The organism is bacterium (assembly GCA_016703265.1).
Lineage (GTDB): Bacteria > Krumholzibacteriota > Krumholzibacteriia > LZORAL124-64-63 > LZORAL124-64-63 > CAINDZ01.
The window spans coordinates 82,392-100,990 of record JADJCK010000006.1; the positions used below are offsets into that span (position 1 = coordinate 82,392).

The 18,599-nt window shown below is 68.9% G+C and carries 16 protein-coding genes and 1 tRNA gene; 8 read left to right on the forward strand and 9 right to left on the reverse strand.

Features of this window, described 5'->3' with window-relative positions:
• Positions 1–71: 71 nt before the first annotated feature.
• Both glgX and IPG61_12190 read left to right on the forward strand, forming a co-directional pair.
• Positions 72–2,192 (forward strand): glycogen debranching protein GlgX, encoded by a 2,121-nt coding sequence (gene glgX / locus IPG61_12185; GenBank protein ID MBK6734817.1) that lies wholly within the window; start codon positions 72–74, stop codon positions 2,190–2,192.
• A 241-nt stretch (positions 2,193–2,433) separates the two neighbouring features.
• Positions 2,434–3,588 carry a cysteine desulfurase gene (locus IPG61_12190; protein MBK6734818.1) on the forward strand — a complete coding sequence of 385 codons (1,155 nt, stop codon included), beginning with the start codon at positions 2,434–2,436 and terminating at the stop codon, positions 3,586–3,588.
• 32 nt (positions 3,589–3,620) lie between these two features.
• Here IPG61_12190 and IPG61_12195 read toward each other — a convergent pair whose 3' ends face one another.
• The 8 genes from IPG61_12195 to IPG61_12230 all read right to left on the reverse strand — a co-directional run bounded on the left by IPG61_12195 (position 3,621) and on the right by IPG61_12230 (position 12,267).
• Complete coding sequence (locus IPG61_12195) at positions 3,621–4,085, reverse strand: Rrf2 family transcriptional regulator (GenBank protein MBK6734819.1); 465 nt, start codon at positions 4,083–4,085, stop codon at positions 3,621–3,623.
• A gap of 83 nt (positions 4,086–4,168) precedes the next feature.
• Positions 4,169–4,855 carry a hypothetical protein gene (locus tag IPG61_12200; protein ID MBK6734820.1) on the reverse strand — a complete coding sequence of 229 codons (687 nt, stop codon included), beginning with the start codon at positions 4,853–4,855 and terminating at the stop codon, positions 4,169–4,171.
• A 298-nt stretch (positions 4,856–5,153) separates the two neighbouring features.
• On the reverse strand, positions 5,154–5,540 hold the full coding sequence (locus IPG61_12205) for a response regulator (GenBank protein ID MBK6734821.1): 387 nt from the start codon (positions 5,538–5,540) through the stop codon (positions 5,154–5,156).
• Positions 5,537–7,105 (reverse strand): response regulator, encoded by a 1,569-nt coding sequence (locus IPG61_12210; GenBank protein MBK6734822.1) that lies wholly within the window; start codon positions 7,103–7,105, stop codon positions 5,537–5,539. Before IPG61_12210 ends, IPG61_12205 begins: the two co-directional genes overlap by 4 nt.
• A gap of 801 nt (positions 7,106–7,906) precedes the next feature.
• Positions 7,907–9,349, reverse strand: coding sequence for a GAF domain-containing protein (locus IPG61_12215; protein MBK6734823.1), 1,443 nt, complete (start codon positions 9,347–9,349; stop codon positions 7,907–7,909).
• Between the two features lie 43 nt (positions 9,350–9,392).
• Positions 9,393–11,711, reverse strand: coding sequence for a sigma 54-interacting transcriptional regulator (locus IPG61_12220; protein MBK6734824.1), 2,319 nt, complete (start codon positions 11,709–11,711; stop codon positions 9,393–9,395).
• A 15-nt stretch (positions 11,712–11,726) separates the two neighbouring features.
• A complete protein-coding gene (locus IPG61_12225) occupies positions 11,727–11,909 on the reverse strand; it encodes a hypothetical protein (GenBank protein MBK6734825.1) in 183 nt (60 codons plus the stop codon).
• Positions 11,899–12,267, reverse strand: coding sequence for a hypothetical protein (locus tag IPG61_12230; protein MBK6734826.1), 369 nt, complete (start codon positions 12,265–12,267; stop codon positions 11,899–11,901). Before IPG61_12230 ends, IPG61_12225 begins: the two co-directional genes overlap by 11 nt.
• A 221-nt stretch (positions 12,268–12,488) precedes the next feature.
• Here IPG61_12230 and IPG61_12235 point away from each other — a divergent pair, with 221 nt between their 5' ends.
• The 4 genes from IPG61_12235 (at position 12,489) to IPG61_12250 (ending at position 16,706) form a co-directional block, all read left to right on the forward strand.
• A complete protein-coding gene (locus tag IPG61_12235; protein ID MBK6734827.1) occupies positions 12,489–13,517 on the forward strand; it encodes an aldo/keto reductase in 1,029 nt (342 codons plus the stop codon).
• A gap of 1 nt (position 13,518) precedes the next feature.
• Positions 13,519–15,633: a M3 family metallopeptidase gene (locus tag IPG61_12240; GenBank protein MBK6734828.1), complete on the forward strand. Its 2,115-nt coding sequence runs from the start codon at positions 13,519–13,521 to the stop codon at positions 15,631–15,633.
• A 293-nt stretch (positions 15,634–15,926) separates the two neighbouring features.
• The gene (locus tag IPG61_12245) at positions 15,927–16,178 is read left to right on the forward strand and encodes a hypothetical protein (GenBank protein MBK6734829.1); all 252 of its coding nucleotides are present in this window, start codon (positions 15,927–15,929) and stop codon (positions 16,176–16,178) included.
• Positions 16,179–16,298: 120 nt separating this feature from the next.
• Entirely contained in the window at positions 16,299–16,706 is a 408-nt protein-coding gene (locus tag IPG61_12250; GenBank protein MBK6734830.1) for a hemerythrin family protein, read from the forward strand.
• A gap of 122 nt (positions 16,707–16,828) precedes the next feature.
• On the opposite strand, the gene IPG61_12255 is transcribed toward IPG61_12250, so the two are convergent.
• A tRNA-Lys gene (locus IPG61_12255) sits at positions 16,829–16,904 on the reverse strand.
• Between the two features lie 178 nt (positions 16,905–17,082).
• Here IPG61_12255 and nth point away from each other — a divergent pair.
• Together nth and IPG61_12265 are read left to right on the forward strand one after the other, a co-directional pair.
• Positions 17,083–17,811: an endonuclease III gene (nth, locus tag IPG61_12260; protein ID MBK6734831.1), complete on the forward strand. Its 729-nt coding sequence runs from the start codon at positions 17,083–17,085 to the stop codon at positions 17,809–17,811.
• Positions 17,812–17,882: 71 nt separating this feature from the next.
• Positions 17,883–18,524: a nucleoside monophosphate kinase gene (locus IPG61_12265; protein ID MBK6734832.1), complete on the forward strand. Its 642-nt coding sequence runs from the start codon at positions 17,883–17,885 to the stop codon at positions 18,522–18,524.
• Positions 18,525–18,599 lie beyond the last annotated feature (75 nt).

Sequence of the window (18,599 nt, forward strand, 5' to 3'; positions counted from 1 at the left end):
CAAAACCCCACCGCATGATGTATCGGTTGACCGCCCGGTGGGGTTTAGGACCAGCCGCCCGGGCGCCCGCGATGCGTCCAGCGGCCCCGGCCCGAGTGAGCGAAACCGAAGTGCCCATCCCCTCCGCCAGCAACTGCCTGCCCGGACGTCCGGCCCCCCTTGGGGCGCAGGTCGAGGCCGGGGCGGTCAATTTCGCCGTCTATTCGCCGCAAGCCACGGCCATGGAACTCGTCCTGTTCGCCGAGCCGGCGGCGCCGGCGCCGGCGCTGGTGGTCGCCCTGGACCCGACGCGGAACCGAACCGGGCCCTACTGGCACGTGGCCGTACCCGGGATCGGTCACGGGCAGGCATATGGCTGGCGGGCCACCGGCCCACGCGACCCGGCGCGCGGCCTGCTGTTCGACGGCGACAAGCTCCTGCTCGACCCCAGTGCCCGGGCCGTGACCGGGCATCTGAGCTACGACCGGCGCGCAGCCGCCGCCGCCGGCGACAACACCGCCAGGGCCCTGCGCTCGGTGGTGGTCGACCCGACCCTGTACGACTGGCAGGGCGACGCTCCCCTGCCGCGTCCGGCCGGGCGCGAGGTGATCTACGAGCTGCACGTGCGCGGATTCACGGCCCATGCCTCCAGCGACGTGCCCGCGGCGCAGCGGGGCACCTACGCCGGACTGGCCGCGCGCGCCGGCTACCTGCGATCACTCGGCATCACTGCCGTCGAACTGATGCCCGTCCACGAGTTCGATCCGCAGGACGGACCGCCGGGCCTTTCCAACGTGTGGGGCTACAGTCCGGTCGCCTGGTCGGCGCCGCATGCCGCCTACAGTTCCGACCGCACGCCGACCGGGCCGGTCGACGAATTCCGGGACATGGTCAAGGCGCTGCACCGCGCCGGCGTGCGCGTCATCATCGACGTGGTCTACAACCACACGGCCGAAGGCGGGCCCGACGGCCCGATCCTGTCCTGGCGGGGCTTCGACAACCGGGCCTACTACATCGCCGGCGCCGACCGCGCCCGTTACGCCGACTTCACCGGCTGCGGCAATACGATCAGCGCGAACCACCCGGTCACCAGCCGACTCATCGTCGATTCGCTGCGCTGGTGGGTGAATCACCTTCACGTCGACGGCTTCCGTTTCGACCTGGCGTCGACGCACACGCGCGGCGAGGACGGCGTCCCGCTGGAACGACCGCCCGTGCTGTGGGCCATCAGCACCGACCCCGAGCTGGCAGGCACGGCGCTCATCGCCGAGGCCTGGGACACCGGGGGGCTCTACCAGGTCGGTGATTTTCCCGGTGGACGTTTCGGCGTCTGGAACGGTCGCTTTCGCGACGACGTGCGCCGGTACTGGCGCGGCGACGAGGGCACGATCGAAAGCCTGATGGCGCGGCTGGTAGGCAGCCCCGACCTCCTGCGCGGCGCCGAGGCGAAGCCTTCCCATTCGATCAATTTCGCGACGTGCCACGACGGCTTCTGCCTGCGCGACCTGGTGTCCTACGACCGCAAGCACAACACGGCCAACGGCGAGGGCAACCGCGACGGCACCGACGACAACCTCAGCTGGAATTGCGGCAGTGAAGGGCCGACGGATGATCCTGTCGTGGCGGCGCTGCGGGCGAGGCAGGTCCGCAATTTCACCGCACTCACGCTGCTGGCACACGGCACGCCCATGCTCCTGGCCGGGGACGAATTCGGCCACACGCGCCTCGGCAACAACAACCCGTGGTGTCAGGACAACGCGTTCAACCACCTCGACTGGTCGCCTGAAGCGCAGGACGCAGGCCTGTTGCGCTTCACGCGCGGACTCATTGCCTTCACCTCGTCGCTGCGGATCCTGCAGGAGGACCGCTACTGGGCAGCCACGAGTCCCGGCCATCCCGGCGACATCTCGTGGCACGGCGTGGAGACCGCGCGCCCGGACTGGAGCCCGCGTTCACGCGCCCTGGCCTTCACGCTCGAGCACGCGTCGGGCTCTCAGCTGGTGCACGTGATGACCAATGCGAGCCCGCAGGCCCTCGACTTCGCCTTGCCGGCCGAGCCCGTTAACGCCGACTGGCGCCTGGCCGTCGACACGGCCAGACCCGCGCCTGCGGACTACCACGAGCCGGGCTCCGAGCCGGCGGTGGCCGCCGCGACGGTGCACGTGGCTCCGCACAGCCTTGTCGTGCTGATCAGTCGCCGCGCAACCGGTTGACATTCCGGAGGATGGCGCCGGGCCCGCCGGCGCCGCCCGATTTCGGTGGCAGCGGCTGCAGCCCATCGATATCATCGTGGACGTGCGACCCGGGAAATCCAACTCCCGAATCGACTTGATGAAGGACAGCCTGAAGGACAACAGCTCTGCTTCTCGCCCGATTCGCCCGGATTTCCTGGTCGAGCCGCCCCCGCCCTGGCACCCCCAGCGGCGGGGGTGGTCTTTCAGCCCGGAGGCCATCATCGTGACCCGCCCGCACCTGCTCTATCTGGACTACAACGCGACGACACCGCTCGACCCGCGCGTGCTCGAGGCCATGCTGCCGTGGCTGCGTGAAGGCTGCGCCAATCCCTCGAGCAGCCACGCTCCCGGCCGTCGCGCCCGCGCGGCGATCGACCAGGCCCGCGGCCAGGCAGCCGAGCTGCTGGGCACCGGCCCCGGGTCCATCATTTTCACCAGCGGCGGCACCGAGGCCAACAACCATGCGATCATCGGCGCGGCGCGGCTGGGTGCGGCGACCGACCGTTGTGAGCTCGTCATTTCCGCCGTCGAGCATCCGGCGGTCACCGAGGTCTGTCGCTTCATGGAGCGTGAAGGGTGCGTGACGCGCGTTGCCGGGGTCGACGCCGCATGCCGCGTCGACGCGGCCACGGTCGGCGCGCTTGTCGGGCCGCGGACGGCGCTCGTCTCGGTGATGCTCGCCAACAACGAGACCGGGGTGGTGCAACCCGTCGCCGCCATTGCCGCCGCGGCGCGCGCCGCCGGCGCCGTCGTGCACACCGATGCCGCGCAGGCAGTGGGCAAGATCCCGGTACGCATCGACGAACTGGGCGTGGACCTGCTCTCGGTGGCCGGTCACAAGCTGTATGCGCCGATCGGCATCGGGTTGCTCTGCGTACGGACAGGCCTGGAACTGCCGAACCTGATGTTCGGCGCCGGTCACGAGGCCGGTCGGCGACCGGGCACCGAGAACGTGGCGGGCATTGTCGGACTGGGCGCCGCCTGCGCGATCGCCGGACGCGAACTGGCAGCCGAAGCGCCGCGCCTGGCCGCCATGCGCGACGAGTTGGCCGCGCTGCTGGTCGCAGCCGTGCCCCGCGCCCGCGTGCACGCGGCCGGCGCCGAGAGGCTGCCGGGCACGCTCAGCATCGGGTTCGCCGGGACCATCGGCGCCGCGATCATCGAGAGGATGCCGGAACTGGCGGTGTCGGCCGGCGCCGCCTGCCACGGAAGCGGCGGCGCGGGCTCGGCCGTGCTGGCGGCCATGGGTGTCGACCCTGAATACGCGCGCGGCACGCTGCGGATCTCGCTGGGTCGCGGGACGCGGCCGCAGGACATCCCGCACGCGGCGGCCCTGATCACGATGGCCGTGACGGCGGCGCGTTCCACCTCCTGAAGTCGACGGGTGGACCGTTCAGCGCGCGCGGATCAGCGGGGGCGCAGCTCGGGATCGATCAGTGCGAACGCCGCCATCTGCCGTTGCAGCGTCGGGCAGCGATTCTCCTCGGACAACACTTCGGCAAGCGTCGTCGAAGCAAACGCCTGCTCGACCATGCCCAGCGCATTGTCGAGCCGGCGGTGCAGCGGGCAGAGGTCGGAGCTGTGGCTCTCGAGGTCGATGGGGCACGACTCGATGCGCTTGAGCGGCGTGACGGCGTTCAGGATGTCCAGCATGCGCCAGTCCTCCGGGCGGCCGACCAGTACGAAGCCGCCCCGAAGGCCGCGGGTCGACTGGACGATGCCGGCCCGCACCAGCGACTGCAGCACCTTCGACAGGTAGCTCGGGGGCACATGCATCGCGTCGGCGATCTGGCGGGTCGTCATCGAGCGGCCGCCACAACTGGCCAGGGCCAGGACGGCGCGCATGGCATATTCGATGGTCAGCGAGAACAAAGGCACCCCGCGGCAGCGACGCCGATGGCTGGAACCCGATTTTCAGATATCGTTATCCAAATTATGTGCAGCGCCGGCGGCTGTCAACGTCCCAGCGCCACGCCGACGCGGACGGCCAGGTAGTCCCAGTTGTAGTCCAGGTCCAGGCCGTCGGTGTTGAAGTTGCCGGTCGTGAAGCGATTCCAGGTATACTCGCCCGTCAATTCGAGATTCCCCATCCGCAACCCGGCTCCCAGGCTCAGGCCCGGCGCGTTGACCGAACTCTCGAACGAGCCGTTGTCCTCCAGCTCGTCGCGATAGCGGTTGTGGAGCAGCGCCAGGCCGCCGGTGACGAACGGGCGCGCAGCGCCGCCGGGTTCGCCCAGGTCCAGTTGCAGGTCGAGCCCGTAACGGATGGTCGAGGTTTCGAGCCGGTAACCGAGCAGGTCGCCGCCGAAGTCACCGAGGCCGTCGGCGGCGCCGAACGCGTTCCAGTGTATCGCCGGCGCCACGGAGAAATCGCTGCCGACGAACTGGCGCAGGCGCACACCGAGCTGGTATCCGGTCCCGGCGTCGAAGCCGGTATTGGTCGTGAAGAAGTCGTCCCCGAGGTCGCCGGCCGGCTGGACCAGACCCCCTTCCAGAACGAATTCATGCGGCGAGGGCGCGCGGTGGTGACGGGGCCCCCTGGACTCCAGCACGACCCGGGCATGGGCCGTATCTGCGACCAGCAGGATCGACGACAACACCAGCATCGCGACGGTTGCGGTTCCGTTCCCCGGGTTACGCATGTCTCACGCTCCTGAGGTGATGGCACCCCGCAGGGGGCCTGGGTCCGGCTCGGCAGGTCGGTCCATGCACGGAAAGTGCCTGTCGGCCCCGGTCGGACCCCGCCGCGCCGATATCTGTAACCCGAAGCGGAGGCGGCGGCTAGCGCCGTGTGGTGTCGGCAGCCGGGTCCGGGGGCGGCGCTTCGTCGGGCCCGCTGGTGTCCCCGCGGGGGGACGCCGCACCCTCGAGTGGACACCTCGGTCCGGGGCGCGGCATTCGCAGCCGGACCACCACCGGCCCGGGACCGGAGACACCCGGTCAGCGCGCCGACTGCGACCGCTCGAGCTGGTCCTCGACGGCGGCCAGCAGGACGGCGGCCTCGAACGGCTTGGTGATGTACTTGGCCACACCGCCGTCACGGGCGCGTCGGTAGTCATCCTCGCCTGTGCGCGCCGTCAGGTAGATCACGGGGATGTGGCTGGTGGCGCCGATGTGGCGCAGCCTCTCGACCACGACGTGCCCGTTACCGGCAGGCATGCCGATGTCCAGGATGATGAGGTCGGGTTGCTGTTCGATCGCCGCCTTCGTGGCGCCCAGACCATCCATGGCGGACATCACCTGGTAGCCCGCGGCACCGAGCCGCAGGGTCAGGCTTTGCACGATGTCGGGTTCATCGTCCACCACGAGGATCCTGCCCTTGTTCATCGCCAGACTCCTTCCACCTGCGGCGCCTCTTGCGACACCAGTTCGAACCATTCGGCCGCCGGTGCGATCAAACCCGGCGTCCCCGCTTCATCAACGTCCACAGCAGTCCAGATCAAGCTCGTCGCGGCACCGGGAGCCGGCTCCTGCTGCGCGAGACCGGCGACCCAGCCTGCCGCGCCCGGATCCTCGAGGCGGACGAGCGCAGCCAGGGCGGGCCTGCCGTACAGAGGCACCGCTCCCCAACGTTCGTCCGGCCCGGTCGCCGCCCGCTCCGCCGCCGGTTCCAGCCACTCCGGCAAGGCGAGGCCTGCACGGTCGGCGACCAGGACCAGGCAGCGGGGCTCCCAGCGACGCGTGGATTGACGCACACCGTCGCCGCAGAAGGCGCGCAGGTGTGCCGATTCGGTATAGGCGGCAAGCGAGAATCCGAAGATGGATCCCCGGCCCGGCGTGCTGACAAGATCCAGGCGACTTTCCTGCAGTTCGAGCAGACGCGTGGCTACCGCGAGGCCGAGGCCCAGGCCCTGGGTTCCGGGACCATCCCGCCTGTCCACCTGCCCGTACTTGAGGAAGATCCGCTCGCGATGCGCAGGCTCGATGCCCTGCCCCTGGTCGCCGACCTCGACGGTGACGCGCCCATCGAGGCGACGCACCCGCAACCGGATCGTGCCGCCGGACGGCGAGAACCTGTGGGCGTTGTCGAGCAACTGGGCCAGCACCCCGGCCACCAGCTCGGGATCGGCGAGCGCTTCCGCGTCCTGGGGACAGGGCGGGACCGAAAGCTCCAACTTCTGGCCCGCCGAGCGACAGCGCGCGCTGTAGGCAGCAGCGGCCGTGCGGACGATCTCACCCACGTCGACACTTCCGCGCCGTACGCGCAGGCGGCCGGTTTCCAGGCTGTCCAGGTCCATGAGGTGTTCGACGATACCGCCGAGCCGTCGGCAGTTCCTCAGTGCCGTCTCCAGGCAACGCTTCTGCTCGGGGTTGAGCGGCCCGACCACTTCGTCGTGGACCAGCGAGCAGAATTCCTTCATTGCGGTGAGCGGCGTGCGTAGTTCATGGCTTGCCGCGGCCAGGCAGTCCGATTTCACGAGAGAGGCTTCCTCGAGCTGGGCATTGGCCCGGCTGAGGCTGTCGAGCAGACGCTCGCGCGCCAACTGGCTCCGCTTGAGTTCGAGGAAGACGGCCACCTTGGAGCGGATCACGTGCGGATCAAGGGGCTTGAAGAGGTAGTCCACCGCCCCGGAATCGTAACCGCTGAAGATGTGCTGCCGGTCCTTGCTGATCGCGGTCACGAAGATCAACGGCACGTGCCGCGTCCGCTCGTGGCCGCGCATGAGCGTGGCCACCTCGAAGCCGTCCATGCCGGGCATCTGGACGTCCAGCAGCACCAGTGCGAAATCATGCTCCAGCAGGAGCCCCAGCGCCTCGTTGCCGGAGAGTGCCGTGAAGATGCGCACATCATCGCGCGCCAGCAGCTGGCTGAGGGAAAGGAGGTTGGCCTCACGATCGTCGACGATCAGGAGGTTGAGCATCGGGGAAGCCGTGTCGCCGGGGGTCATCATGAGCACACCTCCTGTCGCGCGGCCGGTTCGGCTGACGCCAGGCCCGCGAGTGCCTGACAGAGACGGGGAGCGGGCGCTTCGGGATCGAGGACCGGCAGGCCGGGCGGCAGGTCCGCCGACGGCGGAATCAACGCGGACAGGACAACCAGGCAGGCGCCCGATGCGGCGACATCGGCCCACCAGGACTGGCGGGCCGCAGGAGGCAGCGCCTCGAGCACGCGAGGGCGCGTGAGTACGAGGCGTGGCGGCGGACCTTCGACAAGGCGCGCCAGGCCTGCGGCCGGATCCCGTGCCACGCGAACGCGCGATCCCGCTGCCTCCAGGATGGCAGTCAGGCGGAAGACCGAGCGCATGTCGCCGTCGATGACGAGGATCGACAGTCCCGCCAGCCGGCCGGCCACGGCGGCGAGCGACGAGGCGCCGGCCGGCACCGCGCTCGGCAGCAGTTCGCAATGTGTCCGGGCGGCACTCGCCCCGGCAACGGGCAGGGGCGGCCTGACGAGCACGTCGGCCGCCGAAGCCTCCTGCCCCTGCCAGCCCACGCTTGCCGGCGGCGACAGGGGCAGGGTCAGGGTGAAGGTGCTGCCGTGATCCACACGACTTGTCACGCTGATGCGCGCACCGAGCAGCTCGGCAAGTTTGCGACAGATCGAGAGCCCGAGGCCGGATCCGCCGAAGCGTCGCGCGATCGAGCCGTCACCCTGGGTGAACGCCGCAAACAGGGCCGGCAGCACATCAGCGCTGATGCCGATGCCCGTGTCGGTGACCGTGAAGTCCAGGGCCGGGCCTGCACCGTGCGGATCAGGTGAAGCGGCGATGCGCAGGTCGACAGAGCCTCGCTCCGTAAATTTCAGGGCATTGTTCAGCAGGTTCTTCAGGATCTGGCCGAGTCGCGTCGGATCGGTGAAACACGCCGGAGGCGTCCCCGGCTCGACGGTAACGCTGAACGCCAGGCCCCTGCGCACCGCCAGCGGCCGGTACATTCCCCGCCAACGATTCGGCCAGGTCGGAAACCTGCACATCGCCGGGGTGGATCTCGAGGCGCCCCGCCTCCGCCTTCGTCAGGTCCAGGATGTCGTCGATGATCACGAGCAGCTCGCGCCCGGCCTTGTTGATGATCTGGGCAGCATCCACTTCGTCGTGGGCCAGGTGCCCGTGCCGGTTCTCCGCCAGTACCTGCGACAGGAGGAGCATGCTGTTCAGGGGCGAACGGAGTTCGTGCGTCATGTTCGCCAGGAATTCGTTCTTGTAGCGATCCGAGCGCTGCAGTCGGATGTTCGTCTGCTGCAGTTCCAGTTGCTGTGTCGCATACACGGACGCATGCCGACGCGTCTCCTCCAGGAGCAGTTGCACGCGCTCACGGGCCCGGCGCGCATCAAGCGCGATCGCGATCGGCTCGGACGTGTCGTCGAGGAACTCCAGATCGGCGTCCGTCGGTGCCCGATCCCAGGCCAGGACGACCACGCCCTTCACGCGCCCGGTCAACTGGTAGGGCACCGCCACCAGCGCGGCACCGTCCGCAGTGAGCGTCCGGTCATCGCTGAGCGGCGCGCGTCGGGCTGCCGCCAGTCCGGCAAGGCCTTCCCCCAGCTTCAGTTCCGTCGGTGGCGTCGCGGGCCAGCGCGGTCCGCAATGCGCCGCGAGCTCCAGCACCTGGCCACCGCGCATCAGGTAGAAGGATCCGGCACGTGCACCGCCGACTTCGGCCAGTACATGCAGGATGCTGCGCGCGAGGGCGCGCGATGTCGTGCCCGCGCGCAGTGCGCGTCGCAGCGCCACCTGCGCCGCGGACTGCCGGGCCTGGCGACCTGCCAGCCGCCGCGCCGCGTCCCGCTCGTGCGTTAGCGTCGTCATTCGCTCGGCCACGGCGCGCAATTCGAGCGGTGCCGCCGCCGCCAGCTTGTCGGCAGCATCGACGGCAGCACGCCGGGTCGCGCGTTCCAGATCGACCACTGGCCGGACGATGTAGACGGATGTCTGGTAGGAAATCAGCAGGGACACCAGGAACAACTCCGCAACCGGCACCGTCGGCAAGGCTCCCGGGAAGACGATCATGAGGATCGACAGGGGGGTTGCCGCGGCAATGAAGCAGGCGAGCCAGACGCTTGCGCGCAGGCTCCGCCATCCGGCCGTCAGGGGCGCCAGGCGCTTCGCGATTGTTCCGCCTGCTGTCATGGGCGCCGGCACTGCGCCGGTGGCGACTCCCGTCCAGGGACTCGCGACCGGGCACAGGCCCGGCATCATGTTCGGCCGGCTGCGCCGCGCCTTGATGCGAGACTGGCCGGCCTCAGAGGCCGACCGGACGCGGCTCGATCCCGAGACGCTCCATCTGGCGATAGAGCGTGCTGCGGCTGACACCCAGGCGCCGGGCGGCCAGGGCCCGGTTGCCACGGCTGGCCGCCAGCGCGGCCAGGATCAGGGCCCGGCCGCCGGTCCGGGGCGCCTCTTCCGGGCCGCGGACCGTGCGGGCGTCGTCCTCGGCAGGGCCGTCGAGCACCAGTCGCCCGCCGTCCAGGGCCTCGAGGTCCACCTGGACCCGACCACAGGCCGCGAGCTGATGGTGCGCCTGGCGGGCCACCATTCCCAGTTCCCGCACGTTGCCGGGCCAGCGGTGCTGCTGGGCCCGCTCAAGGCTCGATTGGCTGAAGTAGGTCGTCAACTCGACCGGCCGCCCGGCAGCCTCAGAGAGCAGGTGCCGCAACAGGGGCAGGATGTCGTCACGCCGCTCGCGCAGCGGCGGCAACTTCAGCTCGAGGATGCGCAGGCGGTAATAGAGGTCGGCCCGGAAGCGGCCCGCAGCGACCAGTGCGCGCAGGTCGGCGTTCGTGGCGGCCACCAGCCGGATGTCGGCGTGACGCGCGGCCGGGTCGCCGATCGCCTGGTACGAGCCGTCCTGCAGCAGCCGCAACAGCCTTGGCTGCAGTTCGAGCGGCAGGTCGCCGATCTCGTCGAGGAAGAGCGTGCCGCCGTCGGCCCGCGCCGCCAGTCCGAGGCCATCCCCGTCGGCACCGCTGTAGGCGCCGCGCACGTGTCCGAAGAACTCGCGTGCGAACAGCGACTCGGGCACGGCCGAGACGTTCACCGCCACCATCTCACGACCGCGACGCCGGCTGCGCTCATGCAGGCGGCGGGCGAACAGTTCCTTGCCCGTGCCGGTTTCGCCGGTGATCAACACGGGTTCGTCGCTGTCGGCAAAGGCGTCGGTCAACTGGATCAGGTCACGGACCACGGAAGAAACATGGACGATCCGGACGGGAGCCGACACGGCCCGCGCCGCGTGCCTCACTGAAGCACCGGCCGCAGACGGCGCCGGCTCCTGCGCCAATCGCTGGCGGCGATCGGCAACCCTGGCAACCAGTTCATGGGCCCTGCGGATGCCGGGTTCCGATTCGATTCGCAGCTGCAGGTGCAGCGCCGAGAGTGCATCCTGCCAGGCATCGTCGAGCACCGCCTGCGGATCAACCACGAGCCCGGTTTCGAAGCGAGCAAGTCCCAGTTCGGCAGACATCAGCAGCGACTGGGCCAGTTCGTATTCGGCGCCCACCTCGCGCAGGAGCCGCACCGATTCGCAGATCGCCGAAGCGGCCGAATCGGGGTCGGCCAGCGCCATCAGGTTCTCGGCCAGCGCGCGCCGGATCGCACCTTCCTCGAACCGGTCGCGCAATCGCCGGGCCTGGCCCATGGCTGTGCGCAACAGCGCAACGGCTTCCGTCGAGCGACCGAGGCGACCAAGGCAGAGCCCCTGCCGGTGCCGGACTTCCATGACGATATCCCCGTCCGGCGCGATGCTCACGGCCAGGGCCAGGGCGCGGTCATAGTACCGCAGGGCCTGGTCGAGGCGGCCGTCGTCACGCTGCACGTCGCCGAGGAACTCGAGGGCCAGTGCTTCCTCGCGGGGCAACGACAACTCTCCCGCCTGGCGGAAGGCTTCCAGCAGCTGGACACGCGCCGCCGAGAGTTGCCCGCGCAGTCGCAGCACCTGGCCGAGCGCGAGTCCGGCCCTGCACAGGCTCACCCGCGCACCCACTTGTTCCAGCAGGCGCACGGCTGCCTGCAATTCCGATTCGGCCCGGAAAAAGTTGCCGCGTTTGCCGGCTGCCAGGCCGAGGTTCAGGCGATTGCCGCCCATGTTCTTGATCATGCCCAGGGCGGCATGCAGTTCGTGCGCACGGCGCCACCAGGTCTCCGCCTCGTCATAGCGCGATTCGCGGAAAGCCACGATACCCAGGAGGTTGGCCGCGCGGGCACTCTCGAACCCGCGACCAAGCAGGCGGAACAGCGCGAAGGCCGATTCGGCATCCTCGCGCGAACGCTCAGGCTCACCCAGATGCGAAAGGGCAAGGCCGCGGAGATAAAGGAAGTCGGCGATACCGGGGGGCAACTCGCCGGTCGACGCCGCGATCCAGGCGCTGCAGCCCTCGACCACGCGAGCGTACTCGCCGGCCTTGCAGCCGAACGCCAACTGGATCGCCTCCAGCTCGGGCAGGTCACCCGGCACCAGTCCCCAGCGACCGGCAGAGGCCAGCAGGACGTCCAGGTCGGCGCGCCGCTCCAGTTGGAACAGGCAGCGGGCCGCCAGCACCACCGCATCCTTGACTGTCGGCAACGCTGCCGTTCCGCATCACCCGGTGCCGTCGTCAGCCAGGCAGTCCAGGCATCCGCGAGCCAACTCGAGGGCCGCCGCATAGTCCTCGTCCAGGAAGCGCCGCCAGGCGGCATCCCAGCGCGTCGGGTCCAGGCAACGTTCGCTCAGGGCCGCCGGCGCCGGGGCAGCGGGCTCTACCCGCTGAAACTCAGCGCGCATCGTGGGGCTCCGCGGTGGAGACACGCTCGTCGATGATCACCAGCCTGAAGGTCAACAGACCGCCCTGATTGACAGGGATCAACAGGACACGGCGGCCGTCGATGACCGGACCCGTCACCGGCTTCGACTGGATCCCGGGCCAGTTCGGGTCGTGCTGGTAGCGTTCCCCGCTGCCGCCGCCGCTGCCGAAGTCGTTGGAATCGAGGGGATCGCCGTTCTGGGAATCGCCGTCGCCGCCGCCGTTGGAGATGTCCTCGCGGGCGGTCACCGTGAACGGAAGCAGGCAGGCCAGCGGAAGCGCCAATGTGACGAGGCTGCGGCCTTGGCGGCCGCGACCGATTCGGAGCCAGCGGTTCATGAGGGTGCCTCCCGGGTCTGCCCGGACCATCGCGAGGGTAGCGGAACCAGAGTTGCCGGGCTCTCCTCGATGCGGACCGGTTGCAAAGGGTTACCTCAAGCTACAGAGATCCCATCCCCGGGTAAAGGGTAATGAGGGCTTAATCGGTCCGCTGCTGTCGGCGGAGGCGGGCCCATGGTACATTGGGCCGACCATTCACCAGCCACACAGGGAGTCAGGCCATGGAATACCGTTTCCTGGGCAAGTCGGGCCTCAAGGTTTCCGCACTGTCGTACGGCGCATGGGTCACCTTCGGCGAGCAGGTCGACGCCGACCTGGCCTACCGCTGCATGAGCGCCGCGTTCGAGGCCGGCGTCAATTTCTTCGACAACGCCGAGGCCTACGGGGGCGGGCAGGCAGAGACCATCATGGGCCAGGTGCTGCAGCGTGCCGGCTGGCGCCGCAGCGATCTCGTGGTCTCGACCAAGATCTTCTGGGGCGGCGAGTACCAGGGGCCCGGCAAGCCCTACCGCTACGGGGTGAACGACCGCGGCCTTTCCCGCAAGCACCTTGTCGAGGGTACGAACGCCGCGCTGAAGAGGCTGCAACTGGACTATGTGGACCTGCTGTTCTGCCACCGGCCCGACATCGACACGCCGCTGGAGGAAACCGTCCGCGCCATGGATCACCTCGTGAACCAGGGCAAGGCGCTGTACTGGGGCACCAGCGAATGGTCGGCGGCGCAGATCCGCCGGGCCTACGACATCGCGCGCCGCGAGCACCTTGTCCCTCCCACGATGGAGCAGCCGCAGTACAACATGTTCCACCGCGACAAGGTCGAGGTCGAATTCGCCCCGCTGTACGACGAGATCGGGCTGGGCACGACGATCTGGAGTCCGTTGGCCTCGGGACTGCTGACCGGCAAGTACAACGACGGCATTCCCGCCGGCTCGCGGCTGGCCCTGCCCGAATACGGCTGGCTGCGCAGCATCGTCGAAGGCCCGGACGGGCCGCCGCGCCTGGCCAAGGTCCGGCAACTGGCGCCGCTGGCGAAGGAACTGGACGCGACAATGGCACAGCTTGCCCTGGCCTGGTGCCTCGCCAACGAGGACGTGAGCACCGTCATCACCGGGGCTTCGAAGCCGGAGCAGATCTTGGACAACCTGGGCGCCCTGGCCGTTGCCGAGCGGCTGACGCCCGATGTGCTGGAACGGATCGAGGAGATCCTGGACAACCGCCCCAAGGGCGAGCAGAACTGGCGAGGCAATTGAGATGAGGAGGATTGCAGCCATCATGGTATTCATCAGCATTGTCGGCGGCGGCGACGCCGTCGCCGGGCCCGCGCGGGGAAATCCCCTGCTTGCGACCTGGAACACTCCCGAGGCGACGCCCCCGTTCGCCCACATCGAGCTGGCCGATATCGAGCCGGCCATGCTGCAGGCGATGGACCGGCACGACGCGGAGATCGCTGCGATCAGGGATGATCCGGCGAGCCCGACGTTCAGCAACACGATCGAGGCACATGACCGCGCCGGCGAGCTGTTGTCCCGCGTGGGCAGCGTGTTCTCCGCGCTCAACGGCACATCGACCAGCGATTCGCTGCAGGCGATCGCCCGGCGCCTGGCACCGAAGCGGTCGCAGCACGCGGACTCCATCCTGCTTGACCAGGCGCTGTTCGCGCGGGTCGATGCCGTGTACCGCGAACGCGATAAGCTCCCACTGGATATCGAGCAGCAGCGCTTGTTGCGGGAAACCTGGCGCGAATTCAAGCGCGGTGGCGCCGACCTGGACGAGGCCGGTCGCGGGCGCCTGCGGGCCATCAACGAGGAACTGTCCCTGCTGGGCCTGCAGTTCGGCGAGAACGTGCTGAAGGAAACGAACCGTCTCGAACTCGTCATCGAGGACGAGTCGGGACTGGCCGGCCTGCCGCCGGCCCTGGTGCAGGCCGCCGCCGAGACAGCCGCCAGGCGCGACAAGCCGGGCCGCTGGGTGTTCACCCTGCACCGCCCGAGCCTGATCCCGTTCCTGCAGGCCAGCACCCGCCGCGACCTGCGCGAGCAGATCTATCGCGCCTACCTGGCAATGGGCAGCAACGGAGACGAGTTGGACAACCGTCATGTCCTGAAGCGGACGGTCCAGCTTCGGCTCGAGCGCGCCCGGCTGCTCGGGTTCCCGTCCCACGCCCACTATGTGCTCGACGAGAACATGGCCGGCACTCCGGATGCCGTGTACGGCCTGCTCAACCAGCTGTGGACACCCGCGCTGGCGCGCGCAACGGCCGAAGCCGCCGACATGCAGGCCCTGATCGACCAGGAGGGCGGCGGCTTCACCCTGGCTGCCTGGGACTGGTGGCACTACGCCGAGAAGGTGAAGAAGGCCCGCTACGACCTGGACGAGGAGATGCTCCGCCCCTACTTCGAGCTGGAGAACGTACGGGCCGGGCTGTTCGAGACTGTGCGCAGGCTGTGGGGACTCACTTTCACCGAGCGCAACGACATCGAGACCTGGCACCCCGAAGTGAAGGTCTACGACGTGCTCGATGCGGACGGCACGCGCCTGGCCGTCTGGTACAGCGACTATTTCCCGCGCGAGAGCAAGCGCGGCGGCGCCTGGATGAGTTCCCTGCGGAAGGAACGCATCGAGGGCGGGCAGCGCGTGCTCCCGCTCGTGTACAACGTCGGCAACTTCACGCGCCCGACGGCCGAAACGCCGGCACTGCTGAGCCTCGACGAAGTCCGCACCATGTTCCATGAGTTCGGCCACGCGCTGCACGGCATGTTGTCGCAGTGCCGCTACGAGAAGCTGAGCGGCACCGCGGTGGCGCGTGACTTCGTGGAACTGCCCAGCCAGGTCCTGGAGAACTGGGCCCTGGAGCCCGACGTGCTGGCGCTGTACGCCCGGCACTGGCAGACGGACAGGCCGATGCCCGCAGCCCTGGTCGAGCGCCTGCGCGGCGCTCGCCATTTCAACCAGGGATTCGAGACGGTCGAGTACCTCGCCGCCAGCTTCCTCGACATGGACTGGCATACGATTGCCGACCCCGACACGATTGCCGGGGTTGATCCCGACACCTTCGAGGCCGCCTCTCTCGGCCGTCTCGGGCTGATCGACGCCATCGCCTCTCGCTACCGCAGCCCGTACTTCCGTCACGTTTTCGGCGGCGGCTATTCGGCTGGCTACTACTCCTACGTCTGGGCCGAGGTGCTGGACGCCGACGCGTTCGCGGCCTTCACCGAGGCCGGCAACGTGTTCGACCCCGCAACGGCGCTTGCGTTCCGGCGGAACATCCTCGAACGCGGCGGCAGCGACGACCCCATGGCGCTCTACCGCAGGTTCCGCAGGCGTGACCCGGGCATCGAGCCGCTGCTGGTGCGTCGCGGCCTTTGATCGGCCCCGTTCGCCGCCGGATCACCCTACGGGCCAGGCCATACGGCCTGGCCCGCACTGGCAGGCACTCCTACGGGGGAAGTCGAAACAGACACCCCTGGTTGCACGCAGCCTGGCGCCGCTGGTGCTGGTCGGGGCGTTGGCGGCAGCGGCGGCGGTGGTGCGGGGCCTTGGGGGGGGGCGGGCCGGGGCCCAGGGGGGGGGGGCGGATCCTGGCCGGAGGGAGGCGCAACGACCCGAACTGACGCGGGATTCCGGCCGGCGGGGCCTTTGTCGCCACCCTGGAAGAATCAATGCGGCCCAAATCGCGCGGCACGAACAGACACAGCCTGACCACCCTGGACCAGGTGGTGCAGGACAACGCAGCCAGCACCGAGGAAACAGCGTCCAGCTGCCAGGAACTGACGGCATTGGCGGGCCATCTGGTGCAAGCGGTCGGCCGCATCGACCAGTGGCACGATGCCCGAGGTTCACGGCGTGCGGAGGCAGGACAAGTCATTGCTACAGCCGACCGGGAAACGGCCGAAGAGTCCAAGCAATTCTGACAAGGTTCCAGGGACTTCCGGGAACCACAGGGGGACGGGTTGCCGGCACCGCACTGCGTGCGCCGCAACGTCCAGGCAAGGCCGAGATGCGGCCGGGACCCAACCGCAAGGAGCAGGAACATGGCGCTGCTGGACTGGAACTCGAGCCTGAGTGTCGACGAGTCTGGCATGGACGAGGAATACAAGAAGCTGATCAACCTCGTGAACAACCTGAACGAGGCGATGAAGCAGGGCAAGACGAAGGACGAGATGGACCGCGTCTTCGGCGAACTCGCGCGCTACACGCAGTCCCACTTCGCGTCCGAGGAACGCTACATGGAGAAGATCGGCTACCCCGGCCTGGCCCAGCAGAAGAAGGAGCACGCCGAGCTCATGAAGCAGGTGTCCGCCTTCAAGGCCGAGTACGACGCCGGCAAGGCCATGATCTCCGTCAAGCTGATGGGATTCCTGCGCGACTGGGTGCGCAACCACATCCAGAAATCGGACAAGCAGTACGGCGTGTGGGCGAAGCAGAACGTGAAGGCCTGAGCCTCCCGCCCGTCCGCGCCGCGACGATGAAGGTACAACGAAGATACGGAAGCGCCCCGGCCGATTGGCCGGGGCGCTTCGTTTGTCCTGCGTCGGGCGCCTTTGCGCCGCGCGATGAGAGGTGGTACGCCGCCAGGGACTTGAACCCCGAACCTACTGATTAAGAGTCAGTTGCTCTACCAGTTGAGCTAGCGGCGCACCGGAATCGAACGCTGGCATTCCAGCAGTAGCCATGCAGGCAGTCCGCGTGTAGCGTGGACGAACGCCAATGAAAACGCCCCGGCACGGCAGGGGGCAATAAATAGCAGCCGCCAACGGCCTTGTCAAGAACGCCGCCGCGACCTGCGGCCGGTGCGGCCGGCAGGCCCGACGCAACATGAGGAAAGGTCCGATCATGGCCCCTGCGCGCCCCACGGGCAGCAAGAAGGCAAGCAGCAAGGCTGCGGCGCCGAAGACCGTCGCGCTGGCGCCCCCGGCCGAACGCGGCCGCAAGGCCGTCGCCATCCTCAAGGTCCTGAGAGCCGAGTTTCCCGACACGCGCTGCAGCCTTGAACACGTCGACGGCTGGCAACTGCTGGTGGCCACCATCCTGTCGGCCCAGTGCACCGACGCCCGCGTCAACCAGGTCACCCCTGGCCTGTTCCGGCAGTTCCCCACGCCCGCCGATTTCGCCGCGGCACCGATCGAGGAGATCGAGGAGGCCATCCGGTCGACGGGGTTCTACCACAACAAGGCGAAGTCGCTGCAGGGCGCCGCCAGGGCGCTCATCGAGAAGCATGGCGGCAGGCTGCCCGGGAGCATCGACGAGCTGGTCAAGGTTCCCGGCTGCGGGCGCAAGACCGCCAACGTGGTGCTGGGCGAGGTGTTCGGGAAGCCGGCGGGCGTGGTCGTGGACACCCATGTGGGGCGCATCTCGCGCAAGCTGGGACTCACCGACCAGGACGACCCGGTCAAGGCGGAGCGCCAGCTGAACGAATGCGTGCCCGAGGCCGACTGGCGCGACTACGGGCACCTGATCATCGACCACGGGCGCAAGACCTGCACGGCGCGGTCGCCGAAGTGTGATGATTGCGGGCTGTTCCGCTGGTGCGTGGCGCGCGCCTGAAAAGCTACAGGCGCGGCGCGGCCGGCCGATAACCGGGCTGAGGGGTGGTCCTCCAGCCGGGAGCGTCGACGATGGGCAAGTACGTCATCATGGGTATCCAGGGCAGCGGCAAGGGCACGCAGGCCAAGCTGCTGGCGTCCGACTACAACCTGGTCCATATCTCGATGGGCGAGGTTTTCCGCGGCCACATCCGTGCCGGGACGCACCTGGGCAAGACCATCCACGACCTCGTTGCCGACGGCCATCTGGTGCCCGACAGCATCGTCAACCAGGTGCTGCGCACCCGTCTGAGCGAAGGCGACTGCCAACGCGGCTTCGTACTGGACGGCTATCCGCGCGACCTGCAGCAGGCGAAGTACCTGCTCAATGTGTTGCAACTCGATGCCGTGATCAATGTGGCGGTACCGGACCAGGTCGTCACGGCGCGCATGCTCGACCGCCGCATCTGCGCCGAGTGCGGCCGCGACTGGAACCTGCAGGGCCGGCAACCGCGCGCGAAGGGCGTGTGCGACGACTGCGGAGGCGCCGTCGTGGTGCGCGAGGATGACACGCCCGTGGCCATCGCGTCGCGACTGGCCGACTTCCGCCTGCAGACGGCGCCCGTACTCGACTTCTTCCGCGCGCACGACCTCGTGATCGACGTAGACGGCACCCAGGCGCCCGAGCGGGTCCAGGACGAGATCCGCCGCAAGCTGGGGTTGACGGTGTCCTGAGGCTGCGCTCACGTGCACACCTGCCGGCTAACGGCAACAAGAAGGCCCCGTGAAGGGGCCTTCTCGTTTCAGCGG